This window comes from Micromonospora sp. CA-246542, assembly GCF_050942905.1.
Lineage (GTDB): Bacteria > Actinomycetota > Actinomycetes > Mycobacteriales > Micromonosporaceae > Micromonospora.
The window spans coordinates 4318242-4331393 of sequence record NZ_CP192040.1 but is presented as its reverse complement, the minus strand read 5'-3'; the positions used below and the strand labels follow the sequence as shown (position 1 = coordinate 4331393).

The window sequence follows — 13152 nt, the reverse complement described above, 5'->3', positions numbered from 1 at the left end:
CGCTGCCACGCCGACCAGATCTCGCCAGATCAGGGCCGTCACGCTAGCGGCGACAGCGGTGCGCAGCCGTCGCCGTCGCACGGTCGGTCGCAGGTAGGGGGAAAACCTCCACGAACGACAGGAGTGCACGTGGGCACCGTTCCCTTCGTCCGCCGTCCGCGCGTCGCCGGCCCGGTCGCGCCACCCGGGGAGATCGAGCTCCAGCCGCCACCGCCGGTGCCCGAACCGGCAGCGGGCGGCATGGGACAGATCTGGCTCTACATCCCGATGGGCCTCGCGTCGATGGCGATGATGCTCGTCTTCGTACGCCGGGACGCGGGCGTGCTCGCGTACATCGGCATGGGTCTGATGGCCGTGTCGGTGCTGGCCGGCGTCGTGGTGCCGTTCTTCCGGGCGGCCAGCGAGCACAAGGAACGCATGCACGGGGACCGGCGCGACTACCAGCGCTACCTCACCCAGATCCGCCGCAGCGCCCGCACCAGTCTCGTCGACCAGTACCACGCCGCACGCTGGCTGCACCCCGATCCACGGGCGCTCTGGTCCCACGCGCTGAGCCGGCGGCTGTGGGAGCGCCGCACCGCGCACGAGGACTTCGGCGAGGTCCGGGTCGGCATCGGAGCGCGCCGGTCGACGACCACCCTGACCGCGCCGCAGAGCAAACCCGTCGAGGAGCTGGAACCGATGGCCGCGCACGCGCTGCGCCGGTTCATCCGTGCCTACTCCACCCTGCGCGAGGCGCCGGTCGCGGTCTACCTCCGGGGGTTCGCCCGCTTCCAGCTCACCGGCGACGCGGCTGCCGTGCACGGCCTCACCCGCGCGATGCTCGCCCAACTAGCCGTCGCGCACGCGCCCGGTGACCTGCTCATCGCCTGTCTCGCCGCGCCCGGCCGCGAGCGGGACTGGGACTGGCTGAAGTGGCTGCCGCACGCGCAGAACGACGAGGACCCCGACGGCGCCGGCGCGGGCCGCCTGGTGGTCGCCGACCTGCCGGCGCTCGACGCGCTGCTCGCCGGGCTCGGGGTCGCCGACCGTCCGGCCTTCGAGCCGGACACCCCGATCACGGCCTCCGAACCGTTCGTCGTGGTCGTGCTCGACGGGGCGGCGATCCAGGGCGAGCACCGGCTCGCCGTCGAGGGCTACCGCAACGCGGTCGTCGTGGACACCGCCGGGGCGCTCGACTGGCAGTCCCGCCCGCAGACCCTGTTCGCCGAGGTGACCGCCGACGACCTGCACCTCGTCACGTTCGACCACCTCGGCAAGCCGTCGCGCAGCCGGCTGTGCCGGCCCGACACCATCGGCCTGCCGTCCGTCGACGCCCTCGCCCGCCGGATCTCCCGCCTGCGCATCGGCCAGGCCGTCGACACCGAGGAACCACTGGCCACCGACTACGACCTGGCCGGCCTGCTCGGCATCGCCGACCTGCGCACCTTCGACCCGGACGCCTACCGGGCCAACCGCCCGGCCGCGCAACGGCTGCGCGTGCCGATCGGCATCTCCACCACGGGTGCCCCGATCGAGTTGGACCTCAAGGAGTCCGCCGAGAACGGCATGGGCCCGCACGGCGTCCTCATCGGCGCCACCGGCTCGGGCAAGAGCGAACTGCTGCGCACGCTCGTGCTCGCCCTCGCCACCCGACACACGTCGGCCGAACTCAACCTCGTCCTCGTCGACTTCAAGGGCGGCGCGGCCTTCCTCGGCTTCGACCGGCTGCCCCACACCGCCGCGGTGATCACCAACCTGGCCGACGAACTCGAACTGGTCGACCGGATGCGCGACGCGCTCACCGGTGAGCTGGTCCGCCGGCAGGAGCACCTGCGGGCCACCGGCAACTACGCCTCCCGGCGGGACTACGAGCGGGCGCGTGTGGAGGGCGCGCCGCTGGAACCGATGCCGGCCCTGCTGATCGTGGTCGACGAGTTCAGCGAGCTGCTGACCGGCAAGCCGCAGTTCATCGAGGTCTTCGCGATGATCGGCCGGCTCGGGCGCTCCCTCGGCGTACACCTGCTGCTGGCCAGCCAACGGCTCGACGAGGGGCGCATCCACCAGATCGAGTCACACCTGTCGTACCGGATCGGTCTGCGGACCTTCTCCGCCATGGAGAGTCGCAGCGTGCTCGGCGTCCCGGACGCGTACGAGCTGCCAAACGTGCCGGGCAACGGGTTCCTGCGCTCGGACATCCAGACCCTGACCCGGTTCAAGGCCGCCTACTCGTCCGGTCCGTACCGGCGGAACGGGCGTACCCAGCGGGGCGCGGCGCGGACCAGTGTGGTCACCTTCGGCGTGGCGCACGTCGAACCGGTCGCGGCACCGCCGCAGAGCCCCGACGACGCCGACGGCGAGAAGCCGCCCATGCTCGCCGAGGTGCTGCTGCAACGCCTTCAGGGGCGCGGGCCCGCCGCGCACCAGGTGTGGCTGCCGCCGCTGCGGGAGCCGGCCAGCCTGGACCGGCTGCTGCCACCGCTCACCGACGACCCGGAACGTGGCCTGTGCCCGATCGGCGGCTACCAGCCCCTCACCGTGCCGGTCGGGCTGCTCGACCTGCCCGCGCAGCAACGCCGCGAACTCCTCCTCGCCGACCTGTCCGGCGGACGCGGCAACATCGGTGTGGTGGGCGGGCCGCAGAGCGGCAAGAGCACCCTGCTGCGGACGCTGATCTGCGCGCTCGCGCTCACCCACGGTCCGCAGGACGTGCAGGTCTACTGCCTCGACTTCGGCGGTGGCAGCCTCGCCTCCCTCGGCGGCCTGCCGCACGTCGGATCGGTGGCGAACCGGCTGGACCGCGACCGGGTCACCCGCACCGTCCTGGAGCTGTCCAACCTGCTGGTCCTGCGGGAGAACCTGTTCAGCAGCTACAACATCGACTCGATGGCGAGCTACCGCCGGATCCGCGCCACCGGTTCGCTGCGCGACCAGGACCCGTACGGCGACGTGTTCCTCGTCATCGACGGGTGGTTCTCCGTCCGGCAGGACTTCGAGGAGTTGGAACCCCGCCTCACCGACATCGCCGCCCGCGGTCTGGGCTTCGGCGTCCACCTCGTCGTCGCCGCCCGGCGCTGGGCGGAGATGCGGCCCTGGCTGCGGGACGCCCTCGGCACCCGCTTCGAGCTGCGGCTCGGCGACCCGATCGACTCCGAGATCAACAGCAAGTTCGCCGCCACCGTGCCGTCCATTCCCGGGCGCGGCATCGTGCCGGAGCGCCTGCACTTCCTCGGCGCGCTACCCCGCGTGGACGGGGACAGCGGCACCGAGGACCTGGCCGACGCGGTCGCCGACCTGGTCGACGCGGTGGCTGCCGGATCGCTGCCGCGCGCGCCGGAGGTCCGACTCCTGCCGGGAAGACTGCCCGACACCGCGCTGCCCGCGCCCACCGCCGCCCGCCCCAGCGCGGACGTGCAGGTCGCCCTGGGGCTCGACGACGTCAAACTGGAACCGCTGTGGCACGACTTCGACGCCAGCCCGCACCTGTTGATCTTCGGCGACGCCGAGACCGGCAAGACCACGCTGCTGCGCCATCTGGCCCGCTCGATCGCCACGCACCACCCCGCCGACGAGGCGCGGATCATCTTCGGCGACTTCGGCCGCGAGCTGTACGACGCCGTGCCGCAGGAACACCAGATCGGCTACTCGGTCAGCGCGGGCTCGCTCGCCTCGGCCCTGCAGGAGGCAGTCGGCCTGCTCAAGGAGCGGGTGCCCGGCCCGGACATCATCCCGAGCCGGCTGCCGTCCCGGGACTGGTGGACGGGTGGCCGGATCTTCATCCTGGTCGACGACTACGAGCTGGCCGAGGCCGAGAAGCCCCTGCAACACCTGCTGCCCCTGCTCCCACACGGCGCGGACATCGGCCTGCACCTGATCGTGGCCCGGCGGACCGCCGGCGCGTCCCGGGCCATGATGGACCAGGTCGTCCGGCGGGCCTGGGAGCTGGGCACCTCGGCCATGCTCTTCTCCTGCCCGCGCGAGGAGGGCGCCTTCCTCGGCACGGTCCGGCCCCGCGTGCTACCCGTCGGCCGGGCCCAGTACATCGACCGCCGCCGCAACGTACGGCTCGTACAGGCGCCGGTCATCGAGTGAGACGCAGGCGTCCGGGTCGCCCCGCCGAGCGGGGTCACCGCACCGGCGGGGCGACCTCGGGGTCCGGCTCGGACACCTCGGCCGTCCGCGCCGGCCGCCAGCGGCGACGGTGACCGGCGGGCCCGAGGACGGCCAGCACCGCGCCCCCGGCGGCGACCAGCAGCACCAGGGCCACGCCGGTCGCCAGGAGCGGTCCCACCCGCGCGGGACCGGTCAGGGCCGGTGCCGTCGCCCGTCGTGCCCCGACCACGGTCGAACCCGCCGTACCCTCCTCGGGCAGCACCGTCGCCAGCGCCGCCATCGGGTTGACCACGCCCCAGCCGAACTGCGCGTCCGGCAACGCCGCGGCGGGCAGATCCGCGGTCGCCTGGAGGCGGTGACGGATCTGCGCCGCGCTGAGCCCGGGACGATAGGCGCGCACCAACGCGGCGGTCCCGGCCACGAACGGCGCGGCGTAGCTGGTCCCGCTGCCCTGCCAGTGGCCGGCGCCCCGTGGACCGATGCTGACGACGTCCTCGCCGGGCGCGACCAGCGCCACCCCGCGCTCGGCGACGCCGAGTCCGACCGCCGCCCGCTGCTGTCCATCGCCCCGACGGCGAGGACGCCGGGTAGCGCCGCCGGGTAGGTGCGCACACCCGTCCCGGCGTCCCGGTTGCCGACCGCCGCGACGACCACGACGTTGCGCTGCTCGGCGTAGCGGACGGCCGCCTCCATCGCCGGATTGCGTACCGTGGTGCCGGCCGAGACGTTGACCACGTCCGCGCCCCGGTCCACGGCCGTGCGGATGCCGGTCGCGATCGCGTCCGGCGCGCCGGCGGGCTGGTCGGTGATCCGGATCGGCAGGATCCGTACTCCCGGCGCGAGGCCGGTGAACCCCGTGCCCGACGCCGGCGCGGCCGCGATGATGCCCGCCACGAACGTGCCGTGCCCCAGGCAGTCGGTATCGGCCCGCCGCCCGCCGGTCCGGGTCAGGTCGACCCCCGGCAGTACGCGCCGGGCGAGCTGCGGGCTACGAGCGTCCACCCCGGAGTCGAGGACGGCGACGACGACTCCGGAGCCCTCGGTCAGCGTCCACGCCCGCTCGGGTGTCAGGTGCCGCTGCGGCCAGGGGATGTCCGGCATCGACCCGGCCGGCGCGGGCAGGCACTGCCCGGTCCGCAGCGGCGGGAGGACGGGCGCCGCCCACACCGGTCCGACGCCGAGCAGGGCGGTCGCGAGTCCCGCCGTCGCGGCGTGGGCGAGCCGTCTGAGACGCATCCGTTGTCACCTTCTGTCCTTCTCAGGAGACGTTCGCGGTCAGGGTCCGCTCGACGAAGCCCAGCGGTGGCCCGGCGAGGCGGTCGGCGGTGCCCTCGTCGGTGACCATCCGGGGGGTGGCGGACCGCCGCCGGTCCAGCGCCCGTTGCAGCCGGCGCAGCGCTGCCCGGTCGTCGTCGTCGAGCCCGCGCCCGCTGCCGGTGTCGCCGGGAAGCAGCTCCCGCAGCAGCACGGCGGTGCCGGGCAGCGCACCCCGGTCGCCGCCCGGCTCGTCGTCGACCGCCAGGACCTTGAACCGGGTACCGGCCAGGAACACCGCCTCGTCCAGGTCGCCGTGCTCGCCGAGGAGCCCGATCTGCCGGGCGGTCCGCGACAACACCACGAAGTCGACGTCCGCGCCGTCGGCACACACGTCCATGGACGCGCTGACGGTGCGGAACGCCGGCTCGACGAGCGTCCTGCCCTCCGGGTAGAGCCGCCGGGCGGGTACGCCCAACCGCCCCTGGCCGACCACGGCCCGGCGGTACGGCGGCAGTCGCCGCAGCCCGGAGACCAGGCAGGGCAGAAAGCCCGGGGTGTCGATGTCCTGTCCCGTCCGCAGCGCGGCGTTGACCGTGGCGGCCGAGGTGCGCAGGTACGCCCGGACCGCGACCAGGTCCGACTTCTCGGCGGGCGCGATCTCCTGACGCAGCGCCGGCGAGGCGGCGAGCGCCGCGTTCACCAGGGTGATCGAGTCGTGGTAGGCGACGCCCAGGGCGGCGGCCAGCGCGGTCTGCTCCTCGGCGGTGCTGGGCCGGTCGACCACCGCCGTGCCGGACGCCGGGATCCAGCGCGGGACCTCCTCGACCGGGGGCGCCTCGGTGACGTCCGGGCCGGAGATGGTGCGCATGGCCGGGATCGGCCCGAGGCCGGCGACGCTCAGCGGCGGTACGGAGGTGCCGTGCGCGGGCCGCTCGGCGGGCGACGGCACCGGCGAGGGATCGGGCGGCACCGACACCGGCTGCACCGGCGGGGCGATGACCCGCACCGGCAGGGCGGCGACCCGCGGCGGCGAGGCGGCTGGGACGACGGGAGGTACGTCGGCGGGCTTCGGCGCCGTTACGGCGGGTGGCGGCGGGGGCGGCGGCGCGGCCGACGCAACGGCCGTGGTCAGGGCGACCGGCGGCGGCACGACCACGGTCGGCGCGACCGGTTCGGTGGTGGACGCCGTCACTTCCGCCGCTGCCGGGGCCACCGGGCGCAGCGGCAGGGGCAGCGTGAGCGTCGCCGAGTTCGCCCAGGCGGGGCGCGGGCGCCGCGCGGGCACCACCGGTTCGGTCGCCGGTGCGGCCGCCGGTGCGGCCGTCGGTTCGGGTGCCGGGTCGGCCGCCGGTGTGGGACCGCCTGGTCCGTCCCATACCCGGCGTACCGCCTCCCGTAGGGCGGGGGACGTCTCGCACGCCAGCACGAGGCGCCCCTCGACCGGGTCGACGAACGCCAGGTCCGTCGAGGCGTACCCGCCGTCGCGGCGCAGCAGCACCCCCATCGGCACGACCTCGGCGAGCAGCCGCTCCACCGTCCGGTGCCGGTAGAGCCGGTCCCCGGTGCGACGCCAACCTTCCATGATCGCCGGTGCCGCGTGTCGCATCGGTTCGGTGGGGGCCGGCTCCGGCGGCCGGGCATCGCCGAGCAGGGCGGCCAGCGTGTCCAGCCACGCCGGCTCGGGCACGACCTCCGAGGTGTCCAGCAGCGCCGCCTCCACCCGTACCGGAAAGTGTGCCGGCAGTCCGGCGAAGAGCGACGCCACGTCCGCGGCGTCGGCCGCCGGCCGGCCGACGTGGCGCAGCACGAGCGTCGGTCCGCGGGAATCGACCGGGACGCGGTACGCCGGATCCCCGGCGGCGGCCGGCGCGGAGGTGGCCAACCGCAGCAGCAGGCCGGCCGGGACCGGGTCGGCGACCAGCCGCCCGAGGTTCATCGGCCGGTCGGGCAGGCAGGGCTCCCAGGCCGGGGTGGGGCACCGGTTGGCGCTGACCGGGCAGTCACCGCCGCCGGAGAACGAGCGCCAACCCCAGGCGCCGGTGCCGCCGGCGGCGTACCAGGTGCCGTTCGGCACGACGACGACCGGCCCGTCGGGCGCGAGCAGCTCCACCCCGGTGCGCGCCGCGAGATCGGTCAACCAGGGGGCGTACGCCTCGTCGGGGCGGCCGACGCGATCCGCCGCCACCCACACACGCCGCACCCCGCCGATGTCCGCGGCCTCCTGCACGACGGTTCGCAGCAATGCGGCGCAGTCCGGCTCGCGCAGCGCCCGGTCCGACGGCACGACCAGCACGTCGGGCGGTGCCCCGGCGCGCAACAGCCGCCACAGTTCCAGCGGTTGATCCTCGACGTGCGAGAGGACGGCGGTCGCGCCGTGCCACTCGACGTGCAGGGGCACGTCCCGTCGGCGCCTTCTCCACCCGATCGCAGTCACGCCCTTGCAACGGGCCCGGCACCCCGGCCGGTTCACGCCGGGGGCGTCCGGGCAGAATCTTCGATGTCGATTGCCGTCGAAGTGAACGAGCGCGATCCCGTCCACGTTGCTAATACGTGGCTGCTACCGGGAGAGGGTGGAACACGGTGCGGGGCTTCGGGCTACAGAGGATCACCGGAACAGGCCGTGGACTGTTCGCGGGCGTGGCGGCGGTGATCGTGCTGGTGCTGGTGATCGGCCTGGGTTGGAGCTTCGCGTACGCGGGGAAGGACAGCCTCACCGGCCGCGCGCTCACCGGGGACCAGCTCACCGCGCTGTCCAGGGCGGGTCACGCCTGCCCGGCCGTGACCTCCGCCCGCCTCGCCGGCCAACTCATGGCGGAGTCCGAACTGGATCCGGCGGCGGCGCGTACGGAGTCGGGTGGACGCGGCATCGCCGGGCTCACCGACGAGCAGTGGCGTCGGTGGGCGCCATGGTCCGGCGCGCAGCGCGAGGACACCGAGGCGGCCCTGCTCGCGTTGGCGCATCTGATGTGCAACCTCGTCGGCGAGCTTCGTACCAGCGGTGTCGACGGGGACGCGTGGCGGCTGGCGCTCGCCGCGTTCCGGTCCGGGCTCCCGGAGGTCCGCAAGGCGGGCCGGGTGCCCGGCAAGGCGAGCGACTACGTCGACCGGACGGGCAAGTACGCGGCCTACTACGAGACCCTGCCGCAGTTCGCGTCCGCCGGGTCGACCCAGTCTCTGGCCGCCGGGTCGGCGCCCGCGGCGGTGCCGTTGCCGGACGAGCTGGTCCCGGCCGTGGTCGCGGCGGGCAGCCGCTGCCCCGAGGTTAGCCCGCCGGCGGTCGCCGGGCAGTTGATGGCCCTGTCCAGCTTCAACGCGGAGCAGCGCGGGGCGTCCGGTGAGCTGGGGATCGCGGGCTTCTCCGAGGATCTGTGGCAGGACAACGCGCCCAAGGGCGCGTCCGTGTGGGATCCGCAGGTGGCCGTGCCGGTGATGGGCGACGTGCTGTGCCGTCTGGTCCGCGAGCTGTCCGCGCTCCCGGGAGATCCCTACCTGCTGGCCGTCGCGGCGTGGCACGCGGGCGTCGACACGGTGCGCCGGGCCGGCGGTGTCCCGGACGCGATGACGCGGGCACACCTCGCGACCGTCGCCGCGTACACCGACTACTACCGGCTCGACACCCGGCTGGCACCGCCGTCCGCGCCACTGCCGTCCCCGTCGCCGTCCTCGTCCTCCTCGCCGACCTCCGCGTCGCCGTCGGTCCGGGCGTCGGCCCCGACGAAGTCCGCGCCGCCCGCCACCCGAGCCGCCCCGAGCCCGGCCCGCCCGGCGGCCACGACGGCGCAGGCGCCCGCGACCACGGCGGCCCCGCCGCCGGCCGTGACGACGGCGCCCACCCGCTACGGTCCGGGCGGTCCTGGCGGCGGGGGATACCCGTGTCGCCGTCGCTGCCGCTGGTGACCGTCGCGTACCACGGGTTCGTGTCGGCGAGGGTCGCGACTGGCGTCTGAGCTGCTGCCGCGGCCGTCGGCGTTACGTCTCGGCCGTGGGCGCGGCCACGGACAGCGCCGGCCGGGCCATCCGGTCCAGGGCGTCCTCGCGACTGTCGAAGATCGGGAAGACGCCGTCCAGGCGCATCGTGTGCAGGACGGTCCGGATGAACCGCGACGGCGCGGCGAGGCAGAGCGTCAATCCCCGCTCGCGGGCGTCGAGGTGGGCCCGCACCAGCAGGCCGAGGCCGGTGGAGTCGATGGCGCGTACGCGACTCAGGTCGACCAGCACGGGCGCGCCCGCCTCCGCCGCCTGCCGCAGCGCCGCACGCAGCGCGTCGCCCGTGGCGACGTCGATGTCACCGCTGGCGGTGACGATGGTGGCCTCGTCGAGGTGGTCGATGCCGAGGATCCCGCCGGGACCGTGGCCCTCGCTCGAGGCCTGCCGGGGGTTCGCGGGCGGGAGCAGGCTGCAGTGGGGGCAGCGGTGCGGGCCGGTGGCGAACGGCGAGCCGCTCCAGCCGTGCTCGGACACGAGCGTCCAGACGACCTCGGCGTCGGGCAGCACGCAGGCCGTGGCGGTGAGACTGTCGCCGCAGGTGTCACAGATGAGTGTCATCAGGTTGTCGTCCGGGACGACGGTCATACCGCTGATCCTTTCTGTCCGCCGCGAGCGGCGAGCGCCGGCTCGACCGGCCGCGACTCGTCCCGCGTCGCCGGATCGCCGGGCGACGCCGACGGCGGTTCGGTGACGATCGGCAGGACCTGGTCCAGACGGGCGTGGTGCAGGATGCGCTGGATACGCCGGTTGGGGTTGCGTACGACGAGGGTGCCGTCGACACGGGCCAGCCGGCGGTGGATGTCCAGCAGCAGCCCGATGGCGGCGGCGTCGAGGTAACGGCACTCCGACAGGTCGACGACGATCTGCCCGGGGCTCAGTGCCAGCAGCCGGTCGAACACGGCGCCGCTCTCGGCCAGGCAGCTCAGGTCCAGTTGGGTGATGCTGACCTCCACCAGCGGCAGCGCGTACGACGGAGGTTTGAGTGGTCCCGTCACTGTCGTACCCCTTTCTCGTGGCTCTGGTCGCCTGTCACCGTGCCGGTCCGGCGTGGCGGGCGTCGCGCGGATCTATGACAGTTGGGTGACAAATCCGTGGGCCGGCGGACGCGATTGGCCGTGTCGTCGTGGCCTGGGGATGATGCGGTTATGACGGCCGTACTGGTGATCGAGGACGACGACCGGATCCGACTGGCGCTGCTGCTCGCCCTCCAGGACGAGGGGTACGACGCGGTGGGCGCGGCCACCGCCGAGGAGGGGCTGCGCGCGCAGCGCCGTGATCCGGCGGACTACGTGCTCGTCGACCTGATGCTTCCCGGCCTCGACGGCTTCGAGTGCATCCGGCAGCTCCGTCGCGACGACGACGTGCCGATCGTGGTGGTCAGCGCCCGGGACGACACCCATGACATCGTCGCCGCCCTGGAGGCCGGCGCGGACGACTACCTGGTCAAGCCGGTCGCGATCAAGGAACTGACCGCGCGGCTGCGGGCGCTGCGTCGCCGTGCCCGTGCCGTGGTCGGGGGGCCGGTGCCCGTGTTGGCGTTCGGCGAGTTGGAGATCAGTCCCGACGCGGGCGAGGTGCGTCGTGGCGGCCGGCCGGTGGCGGTGACCCGTACCGAGTTCCGGTTGCTGTGCGAGCTGGCCGAGCACGCGGGCCGGGTGCTGTCACGTCAGCAGTTGCTGCAACGGGTCTGGGGCTACGACATCGGCGACGAGCGGCTCGTCGACGTGCACGTCGGCCGGTTGCGGCAGAAGATCGAGCCCGATCCGGCGACCCCTCGGCACCTGGTCACCCTGCGGGGTATGGGTTACAAGTTGCAGCGATGAGACGCCTCGGACTGCGTACCCGGGTCACCGCCGCGTTCGCCGTCGGCGCGCTCCTGCTCGCCGCCTCGATGGCCCTGGTCTCCTACGAGCTGACCCGCCGATCCCTGCTCGGGGAGCGGGAACGCACCGCCCTGCGCGCCGCGTACTTCGACGCGACGGTCGTGCGCGCCGGGATCGACACCGACACCCCCGATGTCGTGGAGGTGCTGCGGTCGCTGGACACCGGCGGCGGACGTCGCCCGGTCCTGCACCTCAACGGCGAGTGGTACGCCCGCACGGCCGACCCCGGCCCCACCACCGCCATCCCCCAGGACCTGCGCCGCGTCGTGGCGTCCGGGCAGCCAGCGGTGCAGCGGGTACGGGTGGACGGCCAGTCGGTTCTCGTGGTCGGCGTGCCCCTGTCCGCGACGGCGACGTACTTCGAGGTCAATTCCCTGCGCGAGTTGGAGCAGACGTTCCAGGTCCTGGCGCTCGCGCTGACCACCGTGGCCATCATGATCGCCGGGTCCGGCGCCGCGCTGGGGTGGCACGCCACCCGGCACGGGCTGCGCCCGTTGACGGCGGTCGCCGACGCGGCGGAGAAGATCGCGGCCGGCGACTTCACGGCCCGCCTGGACCCGGCCACCGACCCCGACCTGACCCGGTTGTCCTCCTCGTTCAACCAGATGGTCGACCGGCTCGCCCACCGCATCGAGCGCGACCGCCGCTTCGCCGCCGACGTCAGCCACGAGCTGCGGTCGCCGTTGCAGACCCTCGCCGCCGCGGCGAGCGTGCTGGCCCGTCGCCGGGAACACCAGGACGAGCGGACGGCGATCGCGGCGGGGTTGGTCGCCGACGAGATCGACCGCTTTCAGCGACTCGTCAACGACCTGATCGACCTGGCCCGCAGCGACCAGCCCGCGCACCGCGCGCCGGTGGACCCGGTGGCGCTGGCCCGCGCCGCCTGCGAGGCCCTGGACCTGCCGACGTCGATCGTGCGGCTCGCGCCCGGGGTGCCCGCGACGTGGCGGGTCGAGCGTCGGCGCGTCGCGCAGATCCTGGCGAACCTGCTGGACAACGCCGTCACCTACGGGGGCGGTCCGACGTCCGTTCTGCTCGACCGCGACGGCGGCGCCGCCGTGATCGAGGTCGAGGACGATGGCCCGGGCGTACCGGTCGAGGACCGGGAGGCCATCTTCGACCGCTTCGTGCGTGGACGTGCCGCCCACACACGTGGCGCGGGCGACGGCACCGGGCTCGGTCTCGCCCTGGTCGCCCAGCACGCGAGCGCGCACGGTGGGACCGTCACCGTCACCGACCACCCCGGCGGCGGCGCTCGGTTCCGCGTCACCCTGCCGGAGAGCCTGGCATGAGTCCCCGACGCCTGCTCGGTCTGGCCCTCGTCGCGCTGCTGGCTGGCTGCGGCATCCCCGCCGACGACGCGCCCCGCCCGGTGCCACCGCCGCGCGGACCGTTCCCGACCACCGCCGACACCCCATCCGCCGACACCGCGCCGGCCGGTCCGGCCACCGAGACCCTCTGCCTGGTACGCGACAACCGGATCGTTCCGGTGCTGCGGAGCGTCGACCGTCCACCCACCATCGAGGAGCACCTGCGGCACCTGTTCGCGGGCCCCACCACGGCCGAGCGCGACACCGACCTCACCAGCGCCCTGCCGGGGGCGGTCAACGCGGTCGGCGTGACGCTGAGCGCCAGCCAGGCCCGGGTCATGGTCGACGAACCTGGTGACGATGCCGGTCGCAGCGACGAGGTGCTCGCCTTCGGGCAGATCGTCTGCACGCTCACCAGCCGCCACGAGGTCAGCACCGTGCGGTTCCTGCGCGACGAACGGCCGCTGGGAGTGCCGCGCGCCGACGGGTTGCTGTCGGCGCAGCCGCTCAGCCGGGTCGACTACGCCCCCCTCATCGCTCCACAGTGAGCGCTCCCCGTCGAGATCGATCGCCGAATGTCGTTTCAACCGGACAGGTCCGTGGGTATCTGCCCGCCGGCTGAT

8 protein-coding genes and 1 pseudogene are annotated in these 13152 nt (G+C 74.3%); 5 read left to right on the top strand and 4 right to left on the bottom strand.

Annotated features, from left to right (window positions below; all coding sequences use genetic code 11):
• Window positions 1-129: 129 nt before the first annotated feature.
• Window positions 130-4071 carry a type VII secretion protein EccCa gene (eccCa, locus tag ACQP0N_RS20275; RefSeq protein WP_433113007.1) on the top strand — a complete coding sequence of 1314 codons (3942 nt, stop codon included), beginning with the start codon at window positions 130-132 and terminating at the stop codon, window positions 4069-4071.
• A gap of 34 nt (window positions 4072-4105) precedes the next feature.
• Here eccCa and mycP read toward each other — a convergent pair.
• Window positions 4106-5193, bottom strand: a pseudogene (gene mycP / locus ACQP0N_RS20270) (type VII secretion-associated serine protease mycosin).
• Between the two features lie 157 nt (window positions 5194-5350).
• Window positions 5351-7747 carry a hypothetical protein gene (locus tag ACQP0N_RS20265; RefSeq protein WP_433113004.1) on the bottom strand — a complete coding sequence of 799 codons (2397 nt, stop codon included), beginning with the start codon at window positions 7745-7747 and terminating at the stop codon, window positions 5351-5353.
• A 182-nt stretch (window positions 7748-7929) separates the two neighbouring features.
• On the opposite strand from ACQP0N_RS20265, the gene ACQP0N_RS20260 reads away from it, so the two are divergent.
• Window positions 7930-9246 carry a ricin-type beta-trefoil lectin domain protein gene (locus ACQP0N_RS20260; protein WP_433113001.1) on the top strand — a complete coding sequence of 439 codons (1317 nt, stop codon included), beginning with the start codon at window positions 7930-7932 and terminating at the stop codon, window positions 9244-9246.
• Between the two features lie 72 nt (window positions 9247-9318).
• Here ACQP0N_RS20260 and ACQP0N_RS20255 read toward each other — a convergent pair whose 3' ends face one another.
• Window positions 9319-9921, bottom strand: a complete 603-nt coding sequence (locus ACQP0N_RS20255) for an STAS domain-containing protein (protein WP_433112998.1) — start codon at window positions 9919-9921, stop codon at window positions 9319-9321.
• Window positions 9918-10331, bottom strand: coding sequence for an STAS domain-containing protein (locus tag ACQP0N_RS20250; RefSeq protein ID WP_433112995.1), 414 nt, complete (start codon window positions 10329-10331; stop codon window positions 9918-9920). The genes ACQP0N_RS20255 and ACQP0N_RS20250 overlap by 4 nt, the downstream gene beginning before the upstream one ends.
• A gap of 150 nt (window positions 10332-10481) precedes the next feature.
• Between ACQP0N_RS20250 and ACQP0N_RS20245 the strand changes: the two genes are divergently transcribed.
• From ACQP0N_RS20245 to ACQP0N_RS20235, 3 genes are read left to right on the top strand one after another with little or no spacing between them, the layout of a single operon-like run.
• Window positions 10482-11159, top strand: coding sequence for a response regulator transcription factor (locus ACQP0N_RS20245; RefSeq protein ID WP_433112993.1), 678 nt, complete (start codon window positions 10482-10484; stop codon window positions 11157-11159).
• Complete coding sequence (locus ACQP0N_RS20240; RefSeq protein WP_433112990.1) at window positions 11156-12511, top strand: sensor histidine kinase; 1356 nt, start codon at window positions 11156-11158, stop codon at window positions 12509-12511. The genes ACQP0N_RS20245 and ACQP0N_RS20240 overlap by 4 nt, the downstream gene beginning before the upstream one ends.
• Window positions 12508-13077, top strand: a complete 570-nt coding sequence (locus tag ACQP0N_RS20235) for a GerMN domain-containing protein (protein WP_433112987.1) — start codon at window positions 12508-12510, stop codon at window positions 13075-13077. The genes ACQP0N_RS20240 and ACQP0N_RS20235 overlap by 4 nt, the downstream gene beginning before the upstream one ends.
• Window positions 13078-13152: the final 75 nt, after the last annotated feature.

Bases quoted from the DNA above. Each gene is read 5' to 3' on its own strand.
- ACQP0N_RS20255 (WP_433112998.1), bottom strand. From the start codon at position 9,921: ATGACCGTCGTCCCGGACGACAACCTGATGACACTCATCTGTGACACC.
- ACQP0N_RS20245 (WP_433112993.1), top strand. From the start codon at position 10,482: ATGACGGCCGTACTGGTGATCGAGGACGACGACCGGATCCGACTGGCG.
- ACQP0N_RS20240 (WP_433112990.1), top strand. From the start codon at position 11,156: ATGAGACGCCTCGGACTGCGTACCCGGGTCACCGCCGCGTTCGCCGTC.
- ACQP0N_RS20235 (WP_433112987.1), top strand. From the start codon at position 12,508: ATGAGTCCCCGACGCCTGCTCGGTCTGGCCCTCGTCGCGCTGCTGGCT.